The following is a 23,580-nucleotide window of genomic DNA, read 5'->3' as shown; positions in this document are numbered from 1 at the left end:
CCGTCACGTCTGTGAGGCATCATGCGCTTCGTCATCGCCCGATACCCCTTCGACCTCGAGAAGAGCGAGGTGGAGGAGAAGATGAAGGGCGTCAAGGCCGAGCCCGTCACGGGAGCGTCCGTGATCATCAGCCGACGCACCTACCCCGTCAAGCAGGTCGGTGAGGTCATCACCCGGCAGGACCGGCGCGACTTCACGGCGGCCGAGGTGACCCGGGCGCTGACCCGCCTCGGGTTCACCTGCCGCGACCTTTCGGTACCCGTGCCGGCGCCCGCGCTCACCCCGCTCCAGGAGGCCTCGGCACTCCTCGGAAGCCCGGCCGACGCCTGACGGCGCTTGCTAGAGTCGCTGTCCATGTCGATCCCTGACGACCTGCTCCTCGATCTCGCCGCCATGGTCGAGTCGGAGCAGACCAATCAGATGTCCCTGACCGTCGTGGTCCACGGTGCCGTCATCACGGGCCGGCTCGCCCCCGAGAGTGTCTGGCGTCAGCGGGTGGCCGAGGTCCTTCGGGACTCCGACCAGCTGGGCCCGTTCGCCGAGATCTTCAGTTCCGCCGGCCGCGATGACAGACAGGGCGCCGCGGCCCCCTCGCACCTGCACTTCCACGTGGCGCGCATCCTTCAGGGCGCCCTGGGCATCCCCGAGACGGGCGGGATGTACCGGATCGCGGTGAAGGACGTCAGCGCGTGGACCGTCGGAGATTTCAGCTACTCCGACAAGTAAGCCCTTTCACGGCGCGTTCCGGCACGTGCCGGAACGCCGGAAGACGGCCCTCGCGTTCGTTCGCGGGGGCCGTCTTCCGGTGAATGCGTCTACTTGCAGGGCGGCACGAGGCGCACGCGGTCGATGATCGCGACGTTGTCCTGCTTCATGATCGCGGTGACCTCTCCGCACACGTCATTGACGCGCACCGGACCCGCGTACTGGCTGAAGTTCCCCTCGTCCGTCTGGCACGGACGCGGCGTGCCCGCGGGGCGCGGCTTGGAGGTCTCGCAGATCTTGAGCTTCATGTACTTCGCCGTGCCGAGGTTGTTGTCGAACACTGCGCAGGACCCCACACCCTCCTTGCGGTAGGTGAAGAGGGTGCCGAAACGGCGGGAGTCCGGAAGCTGCTCGGCGAAGGTCAGCACGTAGCCGGCGCCGCACAGGTTGGCCGTCGCGGCGGCCGCCACCGGCTGGGCCTTGACGACGGCGCGCGTGGCCTCGTCCGCCGCGGCGGAGATCTGCACGCCGCCGGCGGCCGGTACGGCCTCCACCGCGGACGCCTGCGGCGCCGTCAGGGCGAAGGACGCCATGGCGACCGCGGCGACGGTCACGCGCATGGCGGATTTCTTGGAAACGAAAGACATGTTCTCCCCCAGATATCTGATTCCGCGGTCCCCGATTGCACTGCCGGAGAGCCGCGGACTAAAGTGCCGCTAAAGCGGCCGCACTTCACCCTGGTTTGGTCGTGCCAGGCCGAAGCGACATCCAGTAGATCATCACCAACTGCCGTCATTTCGGGCCTATCCGACAGTCGCCGATAACGAAATGGCAATATCGGCGGGCCGAGTTCGCACCACGCCGGCACGCGGAACCCGATGCCGGGGCCCCTGGACGTCGGGGCGCGGCCGAGGGCGGGCGGCCGAGCTGCTTCAGCTCCCCGGCAGTTCCCGGAGGAAGCGCTCCTGGTCGGCGAGGAGGCCCGGCGGGAAGAGGGCGCGCGGGGCGAACACGGCCGTCAGGGCCAGCCGCCAGGAAGAGCGCTCGACCGGGGTCCGGAGCAGGGAGTGGGCCGCCCCGGGATAGCGGCGGACCGTGAGCGTGCCGGGCTCGAGCAGGCTGCGGTACGCGGCCTCGGTCTCGGCCCCGTCCACGTTCAGGTCGTCGGCGCCGGAGACCAGCAGCACCGGGACGGCTCCCCTGGCCCGCATCGCCCGCAGGTCCGCGGTCGCGTCCGCGGTGTGGTTGCGGCTGATGAACGACCAGCGCTCCGCCGTGAGTTCGCGGTCGGCGCCCGGACTCGCGCGGTACTCCTCGTACGCGGCTCCGCGCCGCAGCAGCGCCAGGGTCTCCTCCCGGGTGCGCAGGGCGGCCGCCGTGCGCTCGGCGCCGGCACCGGCCGCGCGGAGTTCGGCGCGCAGGTTGTACTCGCCCTGCCGCTCCCAGTTCACGGCGGTGCCGACCGCGATGACGAAGCGCACCCCGGGCTCCGGGGCCCGCGCGACCACCTTGGGCAGCACCCAACCGGCCTGGCTGGCCCCCCACAGGCCGATGCGGGTGGCGTCGATCTCCGGCCGGGTTCGGACCGCCCAGGCGAGGGCGTCGGCGGTCTCGCGGGCCCGGTCGTCCATGCTCTGGCCGAGCCAGTCGGCGGGTTTGTCGAGGGAGAGCGAGGCGTATCCGGCCCGGGCGAAGGCCTCCCAGTAGGGGCGGTAGAAGCCGTCGTGGGTGGCGTCGACCTCGCCGTCGCCGTGCACGAGGACGACGAGCGGGAAGGGGCCGGGCCCCTTGCCGGCGGGGGTGGCGAGCACGCCGGGCAGGTCGTGGCCGGCGGCGGGGACGGTGACGCGCTCCTCGTGCAGGCCGTAGTCGTGCTGCCAGAGGACGAGGCCGGTGAGACCAGCCGCGAGGAGGGCGGTGGTCAGCAGGAGGAGCAGGACGGTGCGGCGCGTGCGGGACATGAGGCCCCTCTCTGATCCATCGAACCTAAAACGATCGTAGCGTGCATGAACGTATTAGACTCGTACGCATGACGACATTGCTGCGCGAGGTGCCCGAGGGCACCGAGGAGCGGGTGGCCGAGCTGCACTGGGAGGCCTTCGGCGGAAAGCTGGGCACCGCCCTCGGCCCCCCGGAGGCAGGGCGGCGGTTCATCACGGGCCACCTGCACCGGGACCGGGGCGTGACGGCCCTGTCGGAGGACGGCGGCCGAGTGGTCGGCGTGGCGGGCTACCAGCTGGCCGGGCGCGGCCTGATCGGCGGCGACGCGGCCGCGGTCAGAGCGGCGTACGGGCCCGTCCGGGGCCTGTGGCGGGTCTTCCTGCTGGCCCTGCTGGAGCGCACCCCGGCCCGCGGCGAGCTGGTCATGGACGGCATCGCCGTGGACCCCGCCGAGCGGGGCCGGGGCATCGGCGGCCTGCTGCTGCGGGAGGTCGAGGCGATCGCGGCGGAACAGGGGTGCCGGCGGATCCGGCTGGACGTGGTCGCGGAGAACCCGCGGGCGCGGGCACTGTACGAACGGCACGGGTTCCGGGCGGTCCGGGTGCAGCGGACGCCCTGGCTGCGCGACGTGCTGGGCTTCGGGGGCGTGACGACGATGCACAAGGCGGTGACGCGGTGAGCGCTACGGGTGGTGCGGCGGGCGGGACGGACATGGCGGGCGGGACGGGCGGGACGGGCGGGACGGGCGCGGTGGGCGGGATCCCCACGCGGATGGTCGTGCACGCGCTGGTCCGGGAGGACGGGACGGTCGAGGGCGGCGAGCTGTACGAGGTCGCAGGGCTGCTCGGGATGACCGACCAGCAGGTGCGGCTGTGCGTGAAGCGGCTGGTGACCGAGGGGCGGTTCACGGTGGCGGGGCGCGGCCGGCGGGCCGTGCTTCACCTGGCGGGGGCCGCGGGGCCGACGGGCGCGGCGGGGCCGGGGCTGCCGCTCGTACCGGAGGTGGAGTTCGTCCGGCACGCGTACCGGCAGGACCGGGGGCTGGAGCCGTGGGACGGGGTCTGGCACGCCTTCGCCTTCGCCGTACCGGAATCCGCACGGGCCGCACGGGACGCCCTGCGGGACGCGCTGACCGGCCTGGGGGCGGCGCCGGTGCAGGGCGGCCTGTACGTCACGCCCCACGCCATCGGCCCGTACGTGCGGGCCCGGGCGGCGGAACTGGGCCTCCCGGAGGCGCTGAGCTGCCTGAGCACGCGCGATCTGGTGGTGGGCGCCGCCACGGACCCGCGGGCCCTGGCGGCCCGCCTGTGGCCCCTGCCGGAGATCGCCGCCCGCTACGAGGCCCTGCACGCCCTGGCCACCGGCGCCCGGTCGGCCGAGGACGCGGCGCCGGGGTCGGCGCGGGCCGACACCGTGCGGCCGGCGGACGGGGCCGGGTCGGCGAACGGGGCCGGGCCGGCGGACGGGGCGGTGGCAGGGCTGGCGCGGGCCATCGCGCTGGCCGCGGCCTTTTCCGCCGCGATGGTTCCGGATCCGCTGCTCCCGCCGGAGCTGCTGCCGCAGCCGTGGGCGGGGGCGACGGCCCGGGCGGCGGCGGCCGCGGCCTGGGACCGGCTCGCTGCCGCCGCTCCGGCCGAAGGGCCACGCCTGTTCCGCCTGTACGGCGAGGCCCTGGCCTGACGCCGGACCCGTCTACGGCCCCGCCCTGGCCCGCCCCTCGCCGGGCCAGGCAGTGGCCCGGCGAGGCCACGGCCCGGCCTCGCCCGGCCTTCGCCGAGCGCCACGCAGTGGACACGGTGGGCGACCCCCGCCATGTCCACATCCTGGACAACTACGCTCGTTTCATGAACGCAGAAGCCGACGCCCTCGCCACCGTGAAAGACGCTGACCGGAAGCACGTCTTCCACTCCTGGTCTGCACAGGAGCTCATCGACCCGCTCGCCGTCGCCGGTGCCGAGGGGTCGTACTTCTGGGACTACGAGGGCAACCGCTTCCTCGACTTCTCCAGCGCCCTCGTCTACACGAACATCGGCTACCAGCACCCGAAGGTCACCGCGGCCATCCAGGAGCAGGCGGCCAAGCTGTGCACCGTCGCGCCCGGCTTCGCCGTCGACGTGCGCTCCGAGGCGGCCCGGCTGATCGCCGAGCGCACCCCGGGCGACCTCGACAAGATCTTCTTCACCAACGCCGGGGCCGAGGCCGTGGAGAACGCCGTCCGCATGGCCCGGCTGCACACCGGCCGGCCCAAGGTGCTGTCCGCGTACCGCTCGTACCACGGCGCCACCTCCACCGCGATCAACCTGACCGGCGACGCCCGCCGCTTCGGCAACGACTCCGCGACCGCCGGCGTCGTGCACTTCTGGGGGCCCTTCGCCTACCGCTCGCCCTTCTACGCGGCCACGGAGGCCGAGGAGTGCGAGCGGGCCCTGCGGCACCTGGAGGACACCATCGTCTTCGAGGGCCCGCAGTCGATCGCCGCGGTCATCCTGGAGACCGTCGGCGGCGCCCCGGGCGTCCTCGTACACCCCGACGGCTACCTGGCCGGCGTGCGCGCGCTCTGCGACCGCTTCGGCATCGTCTTCATCCTCGACGAGATCATGGTCGGCTTCGGGCGCACCGGCCGGTGGTTCGCCTCCGAGCACTGGGACATGCGCCCCGACCTGATCTGCTTCGCCAAGGGCGTGACCAGCGGCTACGTACCGCTCGGCGGGGTCGCGATCTCCGCCGCGATCGCCGAGACCTTCGCCCGCCGGCCCTACCCGGGCGGGCTGACCTACTCCGGGCACGTGCTCGCCTGCGCCGCCGCCGTCGCGACGATCAACGTCATGGAGGAGGAGGGCATCGTCGAGCAGTCCGCCCGCACCGGCGCGGACCTGCTCGGCCCCGGCATGCGTGCGCTGGCCGAGCGGCACCCGTCGGTGGGCGAGGTCCGCGGCCTCGGCACGTTCTGGGCCCTGGAGCTCGTACGGAACCGGGAGACGCGCGAGCCGCTGGTCCCGTACAACGCCGCCGGGGCGGACAACGCGCCGATGGCCGAGTTCGCCGCCGCGTGCAAGAAGGGCGGGCTCTGGCCGCTCGTCGCCGGCAACCGCATCCACGTCGCGCCGGCCTGCAACATCGCGCCGCAGGACGTGGCCAAGGGGCTGGAGATCCTCGACGAGGCCCTCTCGGTGGCCGACGCGCACACGGCCTGACCTGCCGAACCATACGGTCCCCCAATCCGTGGGTGCCCGTCTTGGATGTTCCGCGCCATTACGAACACCACGTGAACGTGCTGAAATCCGAACAGAGCACCTACGGACCGGGATGCACGTCAGTCCCGGGGCGGTCCTCCGTGACCGAACGGCGGGGAGCGGGCCTTCCGCTGGACGCCGGGCGTACGGGATCCAGTCAGCCGGACTCCGTGTACCCGTAAGGAAGTCAGCCATGAGCAAGCACGTCCTGGCACAGAACCAGTACGGCAAGGCCGAGAACCGCATCGTCAAGGTCACCCGCAAGGGCAATGGGGGCACCTCCCAGACGGAGTCTGGGGGAGGTTCCTGGCACGAGATCCGCGACCTCAACGTCTCGGTCGCGCTCCGGGGCGAGTTCCGTGACGTCCACCTCACCGGCGACAACGCCAACTGCCTGCCGACCGACACCACCAAGAACACGGTGTACGCCTTCGGCAAGGAGCACGGCATCGACTCCCCAGAGGCCTTCGGCATCCTGCTCGCCAAGCACTTCGTCTCCTCGCAGCAGCCGATCCGCGAGGCGCAGATCCGCATCGAGGAGTACGTGTGGGACCGCATCCCGGTCCCGACGCGCAAGGAGCAGCACTCCTTCGTCCGCAAGGGCCAGGAGGTGCGCACCGCGCAGATCACCTACAGCGAGACGACGGGCCTGCAGGTCATCTCGGGTCTGAAGGACCTCACGGTGATGAACTCGACCAACTCCGAGTTCCACGGCTACATCAAGGACAAGTACACGACCCTCCAGGAGGCGTACGACCGCATCCTGGCGACCAAGGTCACCGCGCGCTGGGCGCACTCGGCGCTGGCCGCCGACGACTCCTCGTACGACTGGGACCAGGCGTACAAGAAGGTCCGCAAGAACATGCTGGAAGCCTTCGCGGAGACGTACTCGTACTCGCTGCAGCAGACCCTGAACCAGATGGCCGAGCGTGTGCTCGACAACTGCCCCAAGGTCAACGAGGTGCGCCTCAACCTCCCCAACAAGCACCACTTCCTCGTCGACCTGGAGCCCTTCGGCCTCAAGAACGACAACGAGGTCTACTTCGCGGCGGACCGGATGTACGGCCTGATCGAGGGCACCGTGCACCGCGACGGCGTGCAGCCGGTGATCGCCACGTCCGACTGGATCGTCGCGTAACGCACCACGCGCAACGTGCAACGCCCTTCACCCAAGGCCCGATCGGCCCGGACGGCGTCGCGGGGTCCGGGCCGAGGCGCTGCGGCAGCAGCCCCTAATCGGCTTCCTCCGGCCGGCCCACCAGGAGGTTCCAGCGCCCCGCCCGCCCGGTGAGGGTGGTCACCGACTCCGGTCGCACGTCCAGCCGCCAGAAGGCCGCCGCGGGCAGCTCCAGGGCGTACACCACGGCCGCCCGTACGACGGCCTGCTCGACCGCCATCCGGTGGGTGCCCGCGGCCAGCCCGGCCAGCTCCGCCCCGACCCGGGCGATCAGCGCGTCCACGGACTCGCCGCCCGGTGGCGCGTACCCGGGGTCCGTCATCCAGGCCTGCAGGGCCGCCGGGTCCTCGGCCGCCACCCCGTCCAGGGTGCGCCCCGCCCACTCCCCCGCGTCCAGGCCGCGCAAGCCTGCGTACCCGTGGCACGGCCGGGCGTGACCGAAGCGGCCTTGGCGGGCGGCCGTGTCCAGTGGGAGCCTGGAAAGACGGACACGTATCAACGGGGTCTTCATAAGGGGAGCGTAAGCGCGGTACGGTCCGGACGAGACAACTGCATGACGACGGAACGACGGAAGCACCGGTGAGAATCCGGCACGGTCGCGCCACTGTGAAACCTCCCGGAGGGGGAGGCAAGTCAGACCCGTCACCGTCGTCGCGAGCACCACTGACCGGGACGCGTGTTCCCTCTGGAGGTTCTGCCATGGCCCACTCCGCCGTGCCTACGACGAACGCCCCCGCCGTTGCCCCGATCTCGCTCTCCGCGCTGGCCCCCTGGGCCGTGTTCGTCGGGATCCTGATGCTGGTCCTGCTCTACTTCGTCGGCGCCGAGCAGGGCGCCACCGCGGTCTTCGAAGGCGAGACGATCCACGAGTGGCTGCACGACGGCCGCCACCTCCTCGGTTTCCCCTGCCACTGATTCCCCTGCCACTGATTCCCCTGCCACTGACCTCCGTCTCCGCAAGGGAACCGAACCATGAACGTTTCCCCCCGCACACTGCTCGTCAGGGGCATGCTCGCCGGTCTGCTGGCCGGTGTGGCCGCCTTCCTCGTCGCGTACCTCCTCGGTGAATCCAAGGTGGACGCGGCGATCGCGATCGAAGAGGCCGCCGCGGCCGGACACGACCACGGTGAGGAGGCCCCGGTCAGCCGGGCCCTCCAGGCCACGGCCGGGCTCGGCACCGGCGTCCTGCTCTACGCGGTGGCGCTCGGCGGCATCGCCGCACTCGTCTACTGCTACGCACTGGGCCGCATCGGCCGCTTCGGCCCGCGGGCCACGGCCGCGCTGGTCACCGCGGCCCTGTTCGTCACCGTGACCCTGATGCCGTTCTTCAAGTACCCCGCCAATCCCCCCGCCGTCGGCGACCCGGAGACCGCCGCTCGGCGGACCGCCCTCCACCTCCTGATGATCGCCCTGAGCGCGCTGCTGGCGGCGGGCGCGCTGATCCTCGGCCGGCGGCTCGCGCCGAAGCTCGGCAACGGGAACGCGTCGATCGTCGCCGGCGGCGCCTTCGTCCTGGTCATCGGCGTCTCGTACGCCGTCCTGCCCGGGATCAACGAGGTCCCGGCAGGATTCCCGGCCGCGCTGATCTGGGACTTCCGCCTCGCGTCCCTGGCCATCCAGACCGCACTGTGGACGACTTTCGGCCTGGCCTTCGGCTATCTAGCCGAACGGGCCCTTGCGCCCGCCTCCCCACCCAAGGAGGCTGTGCAGCCGACGAGTTGACCACGAGGGGGCCGGTAGTACATGCCGACGGCGATCAGGGAATGGCGAGGCTGGACGGGCGCCGCCCCGTTCTGGCTGAACTCGTTCCTGCTGCTCCTGGCCCCCTGCTGCGCGATCACACTGTTCGGCCAGATCGGCATCATCGCCGCACTGGCCGCCCTCGGCGGCCTGGCCCGCCACCTCTGGTACGGCGACTACGGCCACCCGGCCGTGCACCTCGCCGCCGTCCTGATGGGCGCGGGCACGGCCGCCGTCGTCATGTGAGACCTCGGCCGGCGGCGCCGGCTGCGGGACCCACGCTTGCCGTCTCACCCGTTCGGGGGCATCCCTCCCGCTTCCGGCGCAGGGCGGGCGCATCCGCCGCGAACTGGGGAAACGCCCGGATCTCGGGACGACACGCCCGTGACGCATCGTCAGTCCACCGTGTTTCACCGGGTGCCGATGGGCAGAGGAGGTGTCCACTGCTCACATGACCCGGCCGCACGCGCCGGACAGGAGGGATTCCCATGCCCCGCGCCCAGTGGGTCGTCGCCTCGCTGACGGTGGCTCTGTTGTCCACCGGCATCGTGGTGTTGCAACGGACCGAGGGCGCCAAGCCCGCAGCCGTGACCACCGACGACGCGCTTCCCTCGCGGGCGCTGGGACTGTCCGGACACCGCCGGCTCGTGCGGGAGCTGGAGCAGTCCGGGCAGCACGCCCCCGGCCGGGGGGAGCGGTCGCCGAGAACCGCCGCCGGGCCGCTGCGGACGGTCACGGGCCCCCTGCGGGCCGCACGGCCGCTGCGGTTGAGGATCCCGAGCCTGGGCGTCGACGTGCCTTTGACCGGCGAGCGCGACGAGGTCTCCTGGGACACCGACGGTCCCGCACCCGGGGCGGCGGGAACCGCCGTGGTCACCGGAGAAGGGCTGCGCCTCGGCGAGCTGCGGCGGGGCCGGACCATCGAGATCCCCCGCGCGGACAGCCGTACGGCCGTGTTCACCGTCGTACGGGTCTCCCCCGGCGGGACCTCCGCCCGCGAGGATCCGGCCGGCCGGCCCCAACTGCGGCTGCTCGGCGGCGAGACCGCCGTGCTGGCCCGGCTGACCGGGCAGCGCCGCACCCGCTGACCGGCCCCGGCGAGGCGGCTGCGCCGCGCCCGGCCCGCAGCTCCAGCCCGCCCCCTACGGCCGTCCGTCAGCCGTGGGGGGTGTCTTCGTCCCCCGGTCGGGGGCTTCTTGGGGCCGGTCCGGGGGACGCCCGGCGTGTCGGGGCACACCCCTCGCATGAGTGGGAGGCGACGCACACGTTCGGCACTGACCAGGGCCCTGACCGCGGCCTGTGTCGTGCTGCTGTGCGTGTTCGGCGCCGGTCCGGCCGGCGCCGCGGCCGCGGAATCCCGTCCCGCCTCCACCGCGCCCTCCGAGCCCGGCGAACCCGGCGAAGGCCCGTCCGACCCGGCCGCCGCCCCCGAGGCACGGGCGGCCGTACGGACCATCGCGCGCGGGCTGCCCGGCGTACGGCGGACACCGCTTGCGGTGTTTCACGTGAAACACCCGGATGCGCCACCGTGCGGGCCGATCGCGGATACGGCCGAACCGGCCCTGTCCCTGCGGACGGTGCGGAGTGTGGTCCTGCGCTGCTGAGCGGACCGAGGAGCTGTCCGGCCCCACCGGCAGGACATCCCCGCGACACCCCCAGTGACAGCGCAGCCCCCACACCCCCTGAGCACCGTGAGGTTCCGCCATGCCCATCGACCCGTACGCCGCACTGAACGCCATGCTCCGCGCCGAGGTCACGCGGTTCACCCCGCCGGCCCGTCAGACCGAGCCGGCCGAGCCGGCCGAGCCACCGAAGGCCCAGGCCATGGCCGTCGTTGTCGCCGTCGAGTCCGAGAGTGAACCGCAGCAGAAGGCCGCCGACTCGGCCGCGTAGGAGCGCCCGGAGGCGCCCGCAGGGCCGCGTGGCCCTGCGGGCGCCTCGGGCACCGCCCCGCTCGTCCCGCGCGTCAGTCCTCGCGCGTGTAGTAGCGGTAGAAGGCCGCCAGGCCCACGCCCAGCCCGACGAAGAGGCCGATGACGGCCGAGCTGAGCACGGACGCGTCGGTGAGGCTGTGCAGGTAGCCCGCGGCGATGCCCGTGAAGACGCCGTACGAGGTGGCGTGGACCTCCCGCATGAGGCGGGGGCCGATCCGGGCCAGGGCGAACATGATCCCGGCGAAGATCACGCCGCACAGGATCCCGTAGAAGACGTTGGCCGCGTCGACCGGACCCATCTGGCGCTCGAGATCGGCGGCCCATACGCCGTACCCGAGTCCGGCGAGCAGGGGTCGCACGTAGGCGCCCGTGCTCAGGTGGGCCTTGTCCGCCGACTGCCAGGTGGGCCGCCGGTGGGCGGTGGGTGCCGCATGTGCCATGACGGGCTCCTCTCATCCATCATCCAGAGCACACCCGCCACCCCGGACCGGCAAGTGGATCAACGGTCAGGGCGTGCGCACCGCCACGGCGTCGATCTCGAAGAGCATGCCGGGCAGGGCGAGCGAGGCCACCCCGATCAGGGTCTGGGCGGGCAGTTCGGTGCCCCAGGTGGCGTGCAGCTGCTTGAGGAGGACCTCCAGCTTCCGCTGGTCGTGGCCGACGATGTACGTGCCGATGCGCACGACGTCGGCGGGACCGAGGCCGACGGCCGCGAGGGCCGTCCGGAGGTTCGCGAAGGCCCGCTCCACCTGGTCGGCGAAGTCCCCGGAGACGACGTGGCCGCTCTCGTCACAGCCGTACTGGCCGGCTATGAAGACCTGCTCGCCGGGGGCGGAGACGATGTGGCTGTAGCCGTAGTCGGTCGGGGTGTGGAGTCCTGCCGGATTGATGATGCTGCGCGTCATGCCGAGCTCCCTGTTTCGCTTCACGTTGCCGTTTCCGATTCCGTACGTGCCGTGGTGCCGCCGCAGGTGCTACCGCGTGGCGAGCCAGGCGCGGAGCCGCGCCGGGGCCTCGGGGGCCTGCCGTTCGGCCTGCTGCCGGATCTCGTCGAGGTTCTGTGCGGCCAGCGCCCTGCGCCAGGCCAGTTCGGCCCGGGTCATGGCGCGCGCGATGGCGCAGTCGGCGGCATCGGCCGCCGGTTCGCCGGCGCCGGGGCCCTGCCGGCGGATCTCCGCGCACCGGAAGGCCTCCTCGGGCCCCTCGACGGCGGCGACCACGTCCATGAGCGAGATGGCGGCGAGCGGGCGGGCCAGCTTGAAGCCGCCCCGGGGACCGGGGGCGGAGGTGACGATGCCCGCCCGGGCCAGCGCCTGCAGCTGCTTGTTGAGGTAGGCGGCGGGCAGGTCGTGCCACGCGGCCAGCCGCGCCGCCGACACGGCCCGGTCCGGGCCGCTCCAGGCCAGGTTGACGCAGCTGTGCAGCGCCCACTCGACGCCCTCGCTCATCCTCATATTATGGATGTTAGATGTCCAGAATAGGGAAGGCAAGGGTGCCGCGCCGTCGGACGGTCCACCCCCCCCCAACCGCAGCAACACCGCTCGCGCCCGGACCCGCGCCCGCATTCCCTGGTGACGTGCGCACCATCCTGTCGGCGGTACTCATCGCGCTCGTGGCCCTCCTGGTGCCCGCGAGCGCCATCGCGTACTGGGCGGACCACGAGCTCGGCAACGCCGACCGGTACACCGCCTCCATGTCCCCCCTCGCCGCGAACCCCGCCGTCCAGGAAGTCGTCGTCACCCAGGTCACCCGCGCCCTGCACGGGCAGATCGACGCGGGCCCCTTCCAGATGGGCGTGGACGCGCTGCTGGGCGAGGCCCTGCACTCCTTCGCCGGCACCCCCGCCTACCAGACGGCCTGGGACGCGGCCAACCGCGCCGCCCACGCAGCCTTCCTCGACGCGCTCACCACCGGATACGGCGACGCCCTCACGATCGACCTCGCGCCCGTCATAGCCGAAGTCAAGGGCGAACTCGTCGAGGGCGACGTGCCCTTCGCCGACCGCATCCCGGTGACGCACCTGTCCGTGAAGGTCATGGAGTACGACAACCTCGGCGCGCTCCGGGAGGGTTTCCACATGCTCCAGATCGCCGGCGTCTGGCTCCCCGTCCTGACCCTGGTCCTGGCCGCTGCGGCCATCGCGGTCGCCGTCCACCGGCGGCGCGCCGTGATGGCCACCGGGCTCGGGCTCGCGGTCGGGGCGGGGCTGCTGTGGCTCGCCGTGGAGGTGTGCCGCCGGCTCACCCTGGACGATCTGCCCGCCGACATCGACCGACCCGCCGCCGGAGCCGTGTACGACGCCCTCACCGCATTCCTGCGCACCACCGCCTGGGTGGTGCTCGTGATCGGGCTCACCGCCGCACTGGCCGCATGGGTGACGGGCCGACTGCGCCGCACCCCATAAGCTCGGAAGGTACCCATCACGCGCAGAACGACGCAGAAGAGCCCAGAAGAACCGATTCGCGAGCGGCGGCACGGAAGCGGGATGAGCACCGAACGCACCGAACACATATCGTCGCGGCGAGCCCGGCACCATCCGCTGGCTCCCCCCGCCTGGCTCCTCCAGGGGCTGAAGCCGAGCACCGCGCCGATCCCCTGGGCCGCCGTGGCCCGGGCGGCGGTCGCCCTGTCCGTCCCGCTCGCCGTGGGCTTCGCCCTGGACGAGCCCGAATACGGCGCGCTCGTCTCCATGGGGGCCCTCTCCGGGGTCATCGGCGACACCGCCGACGCCTACCGGATGCGGGTCCTCAACATCGCCGTCCCGCAACTCTTCGGCGCCGTCGGCGTGGCCCTGGGCACCCTGGTCTACGGCCACGGCTGGCTGGCCGTCGGCGTGCTCACCCTCATCGCCCTGGTCTCCGGGATGATCTCCTCCATCGGCACGGTCGCCTCCGTGTCCGGGCTGCTGCTCCTGCTCAACGCCGTGATCGGCGCCGGAATCCCGATGCCGGAGCCCTGGTGGACGGCCCCGCTGCTGCTGAGCGCGGGCGGACTGTTCGTGCTGGCGCTCAGCCTGCTGGGCTGGCCGCTGCGCGGCAGGCAGCCCGAGCGGGCCGCGGTCGCCGCCACCTACCGGGCCCTGGCCGACGCCCTGGAGGCCGCCGGACGCCCCGGCTCCGCCTACGACGAGCGCCGCCTGGAGGTCACCCAAACCCTCAACCAGGCCTACGACCTGGTGCTGGGCCGCCGGGCCCGGGTACACGGGCGCAGCCCCTCGCTGGTGCGGATGCTGGCCCAGCTCAACGTGGTGATCCCGCTCGTGGAGGCCGCGCCCGCCGCACACCTGCGCGGCAGGCCGCTGCCGCCCGAGATCCCGGCGACCGTACGGTCCCTCGCCACCGCCGTCGAGGAGGGCCGCACCGGAACCCCCGTACTGGATCTGCCCGCCGCGCACACCCCGGCCGAGCGGGCCGTCGACGGGGCCCTGCGCCATGCGGCCAGGATCGTGTACCTCGCCGAACCGGATCCGTACAACGTGGACGACCGCCTCGGCCGGCCCGCGGCGCTGCGGGTGCGGGCCCGGCGGGCCGTGCGCGACATGGTGCTCTCCAGGGCCTCCTGGCGGTACGGGCTGCGGCTCGCGCTGTGCATCGGGCTCGCGCAGGTGCTCGTATCGGTGATCGAGTTCGAACGCTCCTACTGGGTCGCGCTGACCGTCACCTTCGTCCTCAAGCCCGACTTCGGGTCGGTGTTCTCCCGGGCCGTACTGCGCGCGCTCGGCACCGCCGGAGGGCTGGTCATCGCGGCCGCCGTACTCGCCGAGGTACCGCGCGGCTGGGCGGTCGTGCCGGTGATGATGGTGCTCGCCGGGCTGATCCCGGCCTTCTCGGTCAAGGGGTACGCCTTCCAGACCGCCGCGATCACCCCGGTGATCCTGCTGCTCTCGGACATGCTCAACCACCAGGGCTTCGACCTGATCCGGCCCCGGCTGCTGGACAGCCTGATCGGCTGCGCCATCACCCTCGTCGCGGGATACCTGCTGTGGCCCGAGAGCTGGCACACCCGGATCGGGGACCGGCTCGCCGACACCGTGTACGACGCAGCCCGCTACGTGGAACGGGCCTTCGCGCCGGCCGCCGACGAGGCCGCGCACGCGGCGGCGCGCACCGCCCGCCTCCAGGCCCGGCGGCGCATCTACCGCGACCTGTCGGGCGTACGCAGCGAGTTCCAGCGGGCCCTGACCGAGCCGCCGCCGACGGGGGCGCGGGCCGCCGCCTGGTGGCCGCTGGTGGTCGCCGTCGAGCGGATCGTGGACGCGACCACCGCCGCGCGGGTCCGGGTCAACCACGGCGCAACGCCGCCGGACCCGGACGAGGTGGAGGGGATCGCACGCCAGCTGCGCGAACTGGCCGGGCGGGTCCGCAGCAGCACCATCCCGGTACGCGTCGAGGCGGAGCCCCCGGGCGACATGTCGAGCGTCCTGGCCCCCGTCCACCAGGAGGTCGCGGCGGCCCGCGCCATCGCCCGGCCGGAGCCCTGACTCCGGGTCCCGCCGAGCCCCACCGAGCCCCACCGAGTCCCCCGCAGTCGCCCGGATGGGCCCAAGGCCGGGCCGGGAGCCGCCCGGCGGGAGAGCATCGGAACATGCACCGCGCGCCGGCCGTGATCGCCCTCGCCGTCCTCCTGGCGGGGTGCGCCGACGTGGAGGGCCTGAAGAACGAGGGCAACCTCGGCACGGTGCACGCCCCGCAGAGCCTGTGGAAGGACATCCGCCCCGACCCGCCCGAACCCGACCAGAAGCCGGGCACGGCCGCCGTGGTGCCCGGGCTCCCCAAGGTGGGGGACCTGAGCATGCGCGGGGTGAACGCGCTGTCCGTCGTACGAGCCGACATCGGCTCGGCAACGCAACAGGACGGCGGGACGGGCCGGCTCGTCGACCCCCGGGCCGTGCAACGGCTCGCGCTCTGCACACAGGCTGTGGACGGGGGGCCCGACTGCCCGGTGCGCCCCGCGGTCCTGCACGACCTGACCGGCAACGGCCGGGAGGAGCTGATCACCGCACTGGACATCGACGGCCGGCTCAGCGAACTGCGCGTCTACACCGTCCAGGACGACGGGAGGATCGCCCGGATCCTGTCCCGGCGGGCGGTGCTGGAGGGGGTGGAAGTGGCCGCGGAACACCTGACGGTCCGCGAACCGACGTCGAACCCCGCGTACGTCGCCGTCTCCGACTACGTGTGGGACCCGAAGGCCCGGACCATGAACCTCACCCAGCTCACGCTGGACGACTGCCCGACCCTCACCGGTGTCCCGCTCAGCCCGGACGCACAGCGATGCACGCGCTGAGCAGCCTCCGCTGGAAGATCGCCCTGACCACCACGGCGGTGTGCTGCATGGTCGCCGCGGTGCTCGGGATCCTGGTGCACAACGTGGTCTCCGAGCAGATCGTCGGCGCGGTCCGCAAGGACGCGGACACGGCACTGGAGCACGCCCTCAGCCACTACGAGTACGGCACCACGCACGGCGACGTGAACATCGTCCTCGACCCGCCCCAGCTGCCCGGCCTGCTGCGTGAACTCGTCGCCCGCGGCGACACCGGCAGCATGGTCGGCTCGTACGACGGCAAGCCCGTCATGTGGGCCGCCGCCCCCGCCGACGAACAGGCACTCGCCGTCTGGATCCCGTTCCAGGGCACCCGCAGCCGACTGCGGGACATCGACACCGCGATCCTCGCCTCCGCGGCGCTCGCCGCCGGTGTGGTGGCGCTGGCCGGCCTCTTCCTCGCCGACCGGATCAGCCGGCGGCTCGCGACCACCGCCGCCGTGGCCCGCAGGATCAGCGCCGGGGACCTGGACGCCCGGGTGGGCTTTCCCTCCCGCGTGGACGACCAGCGCCCGGGACGCCGCTCCCGGGACCGGGACGAGGTACGGGACGTGGCGCACGCACTGGACTCGATGGCCGGGTCCCTCCAGGACCGGCTGGAGGCGGAGAAGCGCTTCACGGCGGACGTCGCACACGAGCTGCGGACCCCGCTCACCGGCTCACTGGCCGCGGCGGCGCTGCTGCCCGAGGGCCGCCCCAAGGAAATGATCAACGACCGGCTGAAGGCCCTGCACCTGCTGACCGAGGACCTGCTGGAGATCTCCCGGCTGGACTCGGGCGTGGAGCGGGCCGATCTGGCCCGCGTGGAACTCGGCCGGGCCGTGGAGCGGGCCGTCGCGGGGGCCGGGCCGGCCGCCTCGGTACGGGTGGTCCGGGACGCGGTGGTCCTCACCGACCGGCGGCGCCTCGACCGGATCCTGGCGAACCTGCTGGTCAACGCCCACAAACACGGCCGGCCGCCGATCGAGGTGAACGTGGAGGGCCCGGTGGTGACGGTCCGCGACCACGGACCCGGCTATCCGCCCGAACTGATCGAGCAGGGCCCCCAGCGGTTCCGCACCGGAGACCCGGGGCGCGGACGCGGTCACGGGCTGGGGCTCACGATCGTGGTGGGGCAGGCGGCGGTGCTGGAGATCGCGCTGAGCTTCGCCAACGCGCCCGACGGGGGCGCGCTGACGACGCTCAGGCTTCCGGTCGGGCGGTTGCCGGACGGAAGTTGACGGCGACGGGCCGACGTTGGGCCGACGCTCCACGTGAGCTGTGTTTCACGTGAAACACCGGCCCGACAACCGGATCAGACGCCGATGTTCTTGCCGTCCTTGCGCCAGACCGAGACGACGGCCGGGCGGACGATCTTGCCGGGGCCGTCGGGCCACACCGACTGCGGCTTCTCGACGGACGCGCCGTCGATCTCGCCCGGGTGCTGGACGGCGACCAGGACGCGCTTGTCCTGGATGAGCGGGCCGCAGGTCTCGGCGCCGCGCGGGACGGTCAGGAACTGCTTCAGCTCACCGCGGCGCTCACCGGCCGTCGCGACGCCGAACAGGCCGTCGTGGGAGCCGAGCTGGTTGCCGTCCGTGGAGATCCACAGGTTGCCGTGCGGGTCGAAGGCCACGTTGTCCGGGCAGGAGATCGGGCTGACCTTGTCTTTCGGGAAGCCCGCGAAGTACGTCGCCGGGTCGTTCGGGTCACCGGCGACCAGGAAGAGCCGCCAGGCGAAGCCGTCGCCGGCCGGGGCGTCGAAGTTTTCGGCGAGCTCCAGGATCTGGCCGTGCTTGTTCAGGTTGCGCGGGTTGGCCTCGGTCGCGCCTTCCTTGCCCGGCTTGCCACGGTCGGTGTTGTTGGTCAGCGCGATGTAGACGCGGCCGGTGCGCGGGGAGGGCTCGACGTCCTCGGGGCGGTCCATCTTGGTGGCGCCCACCTTGTCGGCGGCCTGGCGCGTGAAGACGTACACCTCGTCGGCGGTCATGCCCTCGACGTGCGAGACGTTGCCGGTGGCCAGCTTGATCCAGACGCCGGAACCGTCGAACTCGCCGTCGGAGGGGAGCTTGCCGGTGCCGTCGAGCTCGGCGGCCGGGGAGTCGCCGGTGAGCTTGGCGACGTAGAGGGTGCCCTCGTCGAGCAGCGTGAGGTTGTGCTCCTTCGCCGCGCGCGAGTTGCCCTTCTTCATCTGCTTCGACGAGACGAACTTGTAGAAGTAGTCGAAGCGCTCGTCGTCGCCCATGTAGACGACCGGGCGGCCGTCCTCGGTCAGGCGGGGCTGCGCGGCCTCGTGCTTGAAGCGGCCCAGCGCGGTGCGCTTGCGCGGGACGGAGTTCGGGTCGTACGGGTCCAGCTCGACGACCCAGCCGAAGCGGTGCGACTCGTTGGGCTCCTGCGCCACGTCGAAGCGCTTGTCGAACAGCTCCCACTTGCGCTCGGTGGCGCCGGCGCTCACGCCGTAGCGCTTCAGGCGGGCGGCCGCGGTCGGGTCGGTGACCTGGCCGGCGTTGCCGAAGTACTGGTTGAAGTTCTCCTCGCCGTGGAGGGTGGTGCCCCACGGGGTGGTGCCGCCGGCGCAGTTGTTGAGGGTGCCGAGCACCTTGGTGCCGGTGGCGTCGACGGAGGTCTTCAGCAGGGCGCTGCCCGCGGCCGGGCCGGTGAGCTTGAACTCGCTGGTGGCGGTCAGGCGGCGGTTGAGCCGGTGGCGCGTGACGGCGGTCAGCTTGCCGCTGCGGTGGTCCTCCTGGACGACGACCACGGACAGGCCGTGCGCGGCCCAGGCGATCTCGACCTGCTCGCGGGTCGGCTTGGCCGGGTCGTAGCCCTTGAACATGAGGACCTCGTCCGTGTACTCGTGGTTGGCCACGAGCAGCTGCTGGCGCTCGTAGTCGCCGCCGAGCGGGAGGAGGCTCAGGAAGTCGTTGTTGTAGCCGAACTGACCGGCTTGCGCGGCGGCGGTCTGCTTGTCGGGGTTGAAGCCCGGAGCGCCCTTGATGATCGGCTCGCCCCAGCGGATGACCACGTTCTGCTCGTGGCCCTCGGGGACGGTGACCTTGTCGTCGGTGTTGGGCGCGACGGCCTTGAAGCGGAGGCCGCGGGCGGCCTCGCCGCCCTTGCCGGCGCCGGCGGCCACGGCCTCACCGGAGGGGCTGGCGTTCGCGGTCTGACCGGGGCCGCTGAGCGCCACGGCGGTACCGGCGGCGGTGGCGACCGTCACGACGGCGGCGGAGCGCAGCATCGACCGCCGGGAGTACGCCCGGGCTATGACGTCGCCGGCGTACTCGTTGTCGCTGGTGTTCGGCACCTCGTGGAAGCAGGCGTCGCCACAGCGGTAACGACAGGTGAGAGCGGACCGGCCGCTCCCATGCGGGTTGCCGATGAGCGGCAGAAGCTTGCGCACGAGTGTCCTCCGAGTAGCTGCGTGGGCGCCGACAACGTGTCGGAACAATCCAGCCGTGACGCTAGGCCCGGGTTGCGCCGAAGCGGCGGCGCGGGGATGAACGGTCGGTGAACCCGGCACGTCGGAGCGGCAGTTCGAGGGCGGTCTGAGGGTGTTTGGAAGCCGGACGCCACGAAAGGCGACCCTGCCGAAGATCCAGCCGGGCGGCCGATAACCTTACGTGTCCACTCTGGGCAGGGATCATCCGCGCAGCACGGACAAATGACGCACGCACTCATGCGAAAGGCCTGGCCCATGGGTATTCGGAGCTTGTTGCGCAAGGTGTTCGGACGGACTGAAGAACCCGTTCCGGAGACTACGGACGCCCCCTCGGCCGCTGTCCCCAACCAGGCGGAACGTACCCCCCTGGACGTGGCCGCCGATCTGGTGGCGGCGTCCTTCGACAACCCCACTGTTCCTCCTCAGTCCGCCCCGCGGGACCGCGAGCCCGGCACGGTCCTCACGGCCCCCGCGCCGGCCGCGGACCCCACGGTCCCCGAAGCCCGCCGCGCGCCCTCCCCTGCCGATCCGCCTGCGGCGACGCCCGGCCCGGAGGCCGCCCCGCCCGCAGCGGAGCAGCCCGAGGCTCCCGCCGCTGCGGAGCCCGCCCCGGCTGCCGCCGAGGCCACCGCCCCGGAGGCGGAGCCCCTGGCCGCCGCTGCGGAGCCCGACACCGCGCCCCAGGCGCAGGACGAGCCGGCCGCCGCCGAGGCCGCTGCACCCGCGCCGGAGGCGGACACCGCCGCCACTGCGGAGCCGGAGGCCGAGGCCGCACCGGCTGCTGAGCCGGAGCCGCAGATTGCCGAAGCCGCCGAGCCGGAGCCCCTGGCCGCGGAGGCGGACACCGCAGCCGCGCCGGAGCAGCCCGAGGCCGAGGCCGAGCCGGCAGCAGCCGAGGCCCCCACGCCGGAGACGGACGTCCCCGCCGCTGCGGAGCAGCCCGAGGCCGAGCCGCCGGCGGCAGAGGCCGACGTAGCCACGCCGGAGGCGGAGACCGCCACGGCCGCGGTACCGGAGGCCGAGCCTCTGGTCGCCGCCGCGGAGCAGGCGCAGGCGCAGGCGCAGGACGAGCCGGCGGCAGCCGAGGCCACCACGCCGGAGGCTGAGCCCCTGGCCGAGGTCGCCGCGGAGCCCGAATCCGCGCCGCAGGCGCAGGACGAGCCCCTGGGCTCCGAAGCCACCGCACCGGAGGCCGAGGCCGAGGCCGAGGCGGATCCCGACACCGCGCCCCAGGCGCAGGACGAGCCGGCGGCAGCCGAGGCCACCACGCCGGAGGCCGACGCCGCGCCGGAGGCCGTGCCGCTGGCCACCGAGGCCGCTGCGGAGCAGCCCGACGGCGACGCCGCGCCGCAGGCCGCCGAGGCCGGCGTGCCCGCGCCCGAGGCGGACGAGGTCGAGGGGGCCACCCCGGAGGCCGCGCATGCGCTGGCCGCCGTACGGCGTCGCGCGCCCGAGGTCGTCGGTGCGTACAAGGCCGCCGGCCAGGTGCTCCGCAGCAAGGGGAAGGCCGGGGCGCGGGCCAAGGTGTACCTCGTCCTGGACCGGTCCGGGTCGATGCGCGGCTTCTACAAGGACGGCAGCGCGCAGTACCTCGCCGACCACGCCCTCGCCCTCGCCGCGCACCTCGACGACGAGGCGACCGTGCACACCGTGTTCTTCTCCACGGAGGTGGACGGCACCGCCGACCTGGCCCTCGACACCCACGACGCGGCCTGGGTCGAGGCCCGCCACGCGGAGCTCGGCCGGATGGGCCGCACCAGCTACCACGTGGCCGTCGAGGCCGTCGTCGAGCGCTACCAGAAGGACGGCGGCGAGGGCCCGGCCCTGGTCGTCTTCCAGACCGACGGCGCCCCCGACAACCGTCAGCCCGCCCGTCAGGCGATCACCGACGCCGCCGCCACCGCGCCCGGCATCCACTGGCAGTTCGTCGCGTTCGGCGACCACGAGAACAAGGCCTTCGACTTCCTGCGCAAGCTGGACGCCGAGAACGCCGGCTTCTTCCACGCCGGCCCGGCCCCCACGGAGCTGACCTCCGCGGCCCTGCTCAAGGGCGTCCTCGACCGGTTCTAGGCCCCGGCCCGCCCGGTACACCGCGCACACCGCGCACACCGCGTACGCAAAGGGCGGCGCCCCCTCCCGCAAGGAGAGGGGGCGCCGCCCTCGGCGTGTCAGCGGGTTCAGCCCCGCGGGGACCCGGCGTCCGGGACGACCGCGTCGGAGACCGGCCGCTCCGCCGCCTTCGTCTCGACCGGCTTGCGCAGCGCGATGTTCAGCTCGCGCAGACGGACCTCCTCCAGCACCGTCGGCGCGCCCATCATCAGGTCCTGCGCGTTGCCGTTCAGCGGGAAGGCGATCGTCTCGCGGATGTTCGGCTCGTCGGCCAGCAGCATCACGATGCGGTCCACGCCCGGGGCGATGCCGCCGTGCGGCGGGGCGCCGAGGCGGAACGCGCGCAGCATGCCGGCGAACTCGCGCTCGACGGTCTCCGCCTCGTAACCGGCGATCTCGAAGGCCTTCAGCATGACCTCGGGCTCGTGGTTGCGGATGGCGCCGGAGGACAGCTCGATGCCGTTGCAGACGATGTCGTACTGCCACGCCAGGATGTCGAGCGGGTCCTTCTCCTCCAGGTCCTTCATGCCGCCCTGCGGCATGGAGAAGGGGTTGTGCGAGAAGTCGATCTTGCCGGTCTCCTCGTCCTTCTCGTACATCGGGAAGTCGACGATCCAGCAGAAGCGGAAGACGTTCTCCTCGAACTGGCCCGCGCGCTTGGCCGCCTCGACGCGAACGCCGGACATGATCTTGGAGACCTCGTCGAAGTCGCCCGCGCCGAAGAACACCGCGTGGCCGGGGACCAGGCCCAGGCGCTCGGTGAGGACCTTGACGTTCTCCTCGGTGAGGAACTTGGCGATCGGGCCGGTCAGGGCACCGTCCTCGCCCACGCGCACCCAGGCCAGGCCCTTCGCGCCCAGCGAGATCGCGTACTCGCCGAGGCCGTCGAAGAACTTGCGCGGCTGGGCGGCGGTGTCCGGGACGGCCAGCGCGCGCACGTGCTTGCCGGCGAACGCCTTGAACTCCGAGCCCTCGAACACGTCGGTGATGTCGACGAGCTCCAGCTTGGCGCGCAGGTCGGGCTTGTCGTTGCCGTACTTCAGCATCGACTCGCGGAAGGGGATCCGCGGGAAGGGCGAGGTGACGTGGCGGCCGTTGCCGAACTCCTCGAAGAGCTCGGTCATGAGCGTCTCGATCGGCTGGAAGACGTCCTCCTGCTCGACGAAGGACATCTCCACGTCGAGCTGGTAGAACTCGCCCGGCGAGCGGTCGGCGCGGGCGTCCTCGTCGCGGAAGCAGGGCGCGATCTGGAAGTACCGGTCGAAGCCGGAGATCATCAGCAGCTGCTTGAACTGCTGCGGGGCCTGCGGCAGGGCGTAGAACTTGCCCGGGTTCAGGCGGGACGGCACCACGAAGTCACGGGCGCCCTCGGGGGAGGTCGCGGTGAGGATCGGGGTCGCCATCTCGTTGAAGCCGAGGGCCACCATCTTGGAGCGGATCGAGGCAATGACCGCCGAGCGCAGCATGATGTTGCGGTGCATGCGCTCGCGGCGCAGGTCGAGGAAGCGGTACTCCAGGCGCCGCTCCTCGTTCACACCGTCGTCGGTGTTGATCGTGAAGGGCAGCGGGGCGGCCGCGCCGAGCACCTCGACCTCGGCGACCTCGATCTCGATCTCGCCGGTCGGCAGCTCGGGGTTGACGTTGTCCGCGCCGCGGGAGACGACCTTGCCGTCGATGCGGACGACGGTCTCCTTGGTGACGCTGCTGAGCGCCTCGTTCGCGGCGGTGCCGGGCCGGGCGACGAGCTGCGTGATGCCGTAGTGGTCCCGCAGATCGATGAAGAGGATGCCGCCCAGGTCTCGACGGTTGTGCAGCCAGCCGCTCAGCCGGACGTCGGCGGCGACGTCAGAAGCGCGGAGCTCGCCGCAGGTGTGGGACCTGTACCGATGCATCAGTCATCCAGTTCTACGCGATACCAGGGTGGATTCAACCGTCCCAAGGTTACCGTCCGGGAGGGTGACGGGTCGGGCACTCCCTCCAGCCTGCGCAAATGCGTCC

At 72.6% G+C, this 23,580-nt stretch carries 25 protein-coding genes; 17 read left to right on the top strand and 8 right to left on the bottom strand.

The genetic code is table 11. The features are described 5' to 3' along the window. Positions 1 to 21: 21 nt before the first annotated feature. Positions 22 to 330: an SCO5918 family protein gene (locus OG332_RS22515; RefSeq protein WP_319723949.1), complete on the top strand. Its 309-nt coding sequence runs from the start codon at positions 22 to 24 to the stop codon at positions 328 to 330. A 24-nt stretch (positions 331 to 354) separates the two neighbouring features. Further along, the gene (locus OG332_RS22510) at positions 355 to 726 is read left to right on the top strand and encodes a hypothetical protein (protein ID WP_327415161.1); all 372 of its coding nucleotides are present in this window, start codon (positions 355 to 357) and stop codon (positions 724 to 726) included. Between the two features lie 89 nt (positions 727 to 815). On the opposite strand, the gene OG332_RS22505 is transcribed toward OG332_RS22510, so the two are convergent. Continuing rightward, positions 816 to 1,352 (bottom strand): hypothetical protein, encoded by a 537-nt coding sequence (locus OG332_RS22505; RefSeq protein ID WP_327415160.1) that lies wholly within the window; start codon positions 1,350 to 1,352, stop codon positions 816 to 818. A gap of 285 nt (positions 1,353 to 1,637) precedes the next feature. Next, positions 1,638 to 2,666: an alpha/beta hydrolase family protein gene (locus OG332_RS22500; RefSeq protein ID WP_327415159.1), complete on the bottom strand. Its 1,029-nt coding sequence runs from the start codon at positions 2,664 to 2,666 to the stop codon at positions 1,638 to 1,640. 68 nt (positions 2,667 to 2,734) lie between these two features. Here OG332_RS22500 and OG332_RS22495 point away from each other — a divergent pair, with 68 nt between their 5' ends. The 4 genes from OG332_RS22495 to pucL all read left to right on the top strand — a co-directional run bounded on the left by OG332_RS22495 (position 2,735) and on the right by pucL (position 7,017). Further along, positions 2,735 to 3,325: a GNAT family N-acetyltransferase gene (locus OG332_RS22495; RefSeq protein ID WP_327415158.1), complete on the top strand. Its 591-nt coding sequence runs from the start codon at positions 2,735 to 2,737 to the stop codon at positions 3,323 to 3,325. 32 nt (positions 3,326 to 3,357) lie between these two features. Beyond that, positions 3,358 to 4,326: a PaaX family transcriptional regulator C-terminal domain-containing protein gene (locus OG332_RS22490; RefSeq protein ID WP_327419344.1), complete on the top strand. Its 969-nt coding sequence runs from the start codon at positions 3,358 to 3,360 to the stop codon at positions 4,324 to 4,326. A gap of 164 nt (positions 4,327 to 4,490) precedes the next feature. Continuing rightward, a complete protein-coding gene (locus OG332_RS22485) occupies positions 4,491 to 5,840 on the top strand; it encodes an aspartate aminotransferase family protein (RefSeq protein WP_327415157.1) in 1,350 nt (449 codons plus the stop codon). A 232-nt stretch (positions 5,841 to 6,072) separates the two neighbouring features. Then, positions 6,073 to 7,017 carry a factor-independent urate hydroxylase gene (gene pucL, locus OG332_RS22480; protein WP_327415156.1) on the top strand — a complete coding sequence of 315 codons (945 nt, stop codon included), beginning with the start codon at positions 6,073 to 6,075 and terminating at the stop codon, positions 7,015 to 7,017. Positions 7,018 to 7,111: 94 nt separating this feature from the next. Here pucL and OG332_RS22475 read toward each other — a convergent pair whose 3' ends face one another. Next, positions 7,112 to 7,462: a histidine phosphatase family protein gene (locus tag OG332_RS22475; protein WP_327415155.1), complete on the bottom strand. Its 351-nt coding sequence runs from the start codon at positions 7,460 to 7,462 to the stop codon at positions 7,112 to 7,114. Positions 7,463 to 7,755: 293 nt separating this feature from the next. On the opposite strand from OG332_RS22475, the gene OG332_RS22470 reads away from it, so the two are divergent. The 6 genes from OG332_RS22470 (at position 7,756) to OG332_RS22445 (ending at position 10,689) form a co-directional block, all read left to right on the top strand. Beyond that, positions 7,756 to 7,971, top strand: coding sequence for a CbtB domain-containing protein (locus OG332_RS22470; RefSeq protein WP_327415154.1), 216 nt, complete (start codon positions 7,756 to 7,758; stop codon positions 7,969 to 7,971). A gap of 57 nt (positions 7,972 to 8,028) precedes the next feature. Continuing rightward, a complete protein-coding gene (locus OG332_RS22465; protein WP_327415153.1) occupies positions 8,029 to 8,778 on the top strand; it encodes a CbtA family protein in 750 nt (249 codons plus the stop codon). A 21-nt stretch (positions 8,779 to 8,799) separates the two neighbouring features. After that, positions 8,800 to 9,042: a hypothetical protein gene (locus OG332_RS22460; RefSeq protein WP_327415152.1), complete on the top strand. Its 243-nt coding sequence runs from the start codon at positions 8,800 to 8,802 to the stop codon at positions 9,040 to 9,042. A 242-nt stretch (positions 9,043 to 9,284) separates the two neighbouring features. Then, positions 9,285 to 9,884 (top strand): class F sortase, encoded by a 600-nt coding sequence (locus tag OG332_RS22455; RefSeq protein ID WP_327415151.1) that lies wholly within the window; start codon positions 9,285 to 9,287, stop codon positions 9,882 to 9,884. Positions 9,885 to 10,040: 156 nt separating this feature from the next. Next, positions 10,041 to 10,400 (top strand): hypothetical protein, encoded by a 360-nt coding sequence (locus OG332_RS22450; protein WP_327415150.1) that lies wholly within the window; start codon positions 10,041 to 10,043, stop codon positions 10,398 to 10,400. 100 nt (positions 10,401 to 10,500) lie between these two features. Then, entirely contained in the window at positions 10,501 to 10,689 is a 189-nt protein-coding gene (locus tag OG332_RS22445; protein WP_327415149.1) for a hypothetical protein, read from the top strand. Positions 10,690 to 10,762: 73 nt separating this feature from the next. Here OG332_RS22445 and OG332_RS22440 read toward each other — a convergent pair whose 3' ends face one another. The 3 genes from OG332_RS22440 to OG332_RS22430 all read right to left on the bottom strand — a co-directional run bounded on the left by OG332_RS22440 (position 10,763) and on the right by OG332_RS22430 (position 12,178). Beyond that, positions 10,763 to 11,170: a hypothetical protein gene (locus tag OG332_RS22440; protein WP_327415148.1), complete on the bottom strand. Its 408-nt coding sequence runs from the start codon at positions 11,168 to 11,170 to the stop codon at positions 10,763 to 10,765. Positions 11,171 to 11,236: 66 nt separating this feature from the next. Then, positions 11,237 to 11,635 (bottom strand): RidA family protein, encoded by a 399-nt coding sequence (locus OG332_RS22435; protein ID WP_327415147.1) that lies wholly within the window; start codon positions 11,633 to 11,635, stop codon positions 11,237 to 11,239. A 69-nt stretch (positions 11,636 to 11,704) separates the two neighbouring features. Continuing rightward, positions 11,705 to 12,178 carry an RrF2 family transcriptional regulator gene (locus OG332_RS22430; protein WP_327415146.1) on the bottom strand — a complete coding sequence of 158 codons (474 nt, stop codon included), beginning with the start codon at positions 12,176 to 12,178 and terminating at the stop codon, positions 11,705 to 11,707. 128 nt (positions 12,179 to 12,306) lie between these two features. On the opposite strand from OG332_RS22430, the gene OG332_RS22425 reads away from it, so the two are divergent. The 4 genes from OG332_RS22425 to OG332_RS22410 all read left to right on the top strand — a co-directional run bounded on the left by OG332_RS22425 (position 12,307) and on the right by OG332_RS22410 (position 17,272). Beyond that, positions 12,307 to 13,134, top strand: coding sequence for a hypothetical protein (locus OG332_RS22425; protein WP_327415145.1), 828 nt, complete (start codon positions 12,307 to 12,309; stop codon positions 13,132 to 13,134). An 81-nt stretch (positions 13,135 to 13,215) separates the two neighbouring features. Beyond that, positions 13,216 to 15,210 (top strand): FUSC family protein, encoded by a 1,995-nt coding sequence (locus OG332_RS22420; protein ID WP_327415144.1) that lies wholly within the window; start codon positions 13,216 to 13,218, stop codon positions 15,208 to 15,210. A 104-nt stretch (positions 15,211 to 15,314) separates the two neighbouring features. Next, a complete protein-coding gene (locus OG332_RS22415; protein WP_327415143.1) occupies positions 15,315 to 16,016 on the top strand; it encodes a hypothetical protein in 702 nt (233 codons plus the stop codon). Continuing rightward, positions 16,004 to 17,272 carry a sensor histidine kinase gene (locus OG332_RS22410; protein ID WP_327415142.1) on the top strand — a complete coding sequence of 423 codons (1,269 nt, stop codon included), beginning with the start codon at positions 16,004 to 16,006 and terminating at the stop codon, positions 17,270 to 17,272. The genes OG332_RS22415 and OG332_RS22410 overlap by 13 nt, the downstream gene beginning before the upstream one ends. A 74-nt stretch (positions 17,273 to 17,346) precedes the next feature. Here OG332_RS22410 and OG332_RS22405 read toward each other — a convergent pair whose 3' ends face one another. Beyond that, entirely contained in the window at positions 17,347 to 19,434 is a 2,088-nt protein-coding gene (locus OG332_RS22405) for a PhoX family protein (protein WP_327415141.1), read from the bottom strand. Between the two features lie 411 nt (positions 19,435 to 19,845). Between OG332_RS22405 and OG332_RS22400 the strand changes: the two genes are divergently transcribed. After that, positions 19,846 to 21,543 (top strand): VWA domain-containing protein, encoded by a 1,698-nt coding sequence (locus OG332_RS22400; RefSeq protein WP_327415140.1) that lies wholly within the window; start codon positions 19,846 to 19,848, stop codon positions 21,541 to 21,543. A gap of 107 nt (positions 21,544 to 21,650) precedes the next feature. On the opposite strand, the gene aspS is transcribed toward OG332_RS22400, so the two are convergent. Beyond that, positions 21,651 to 23,474, bottom strand: coding sequence for an aspartate--tRNA ligase (gene aspS / locus OG332_RS22395; protein ID WP_327415139.1), 1,824 nt, complete (start codon positions 23,472 to 23,474; stop codon positions 21,651 to 21,653). Between the last annotated feature and the right edge of the window lie 106 nt (positions 23,475 to 23,580).

The organism is Streptomyces sp. NBC_01233, assembly GCF_035989305.1.
Taxonomy (GTDB): Bacteria; Actinomycetota; Actinomycetes; order Streptomycetales; family Streptomycetaceae; genus Streptomyces.
Note: the sequence above shows the minus strand (reverse complement) of the source record. Positions and strands in the feature narration are given on the sequence as shown.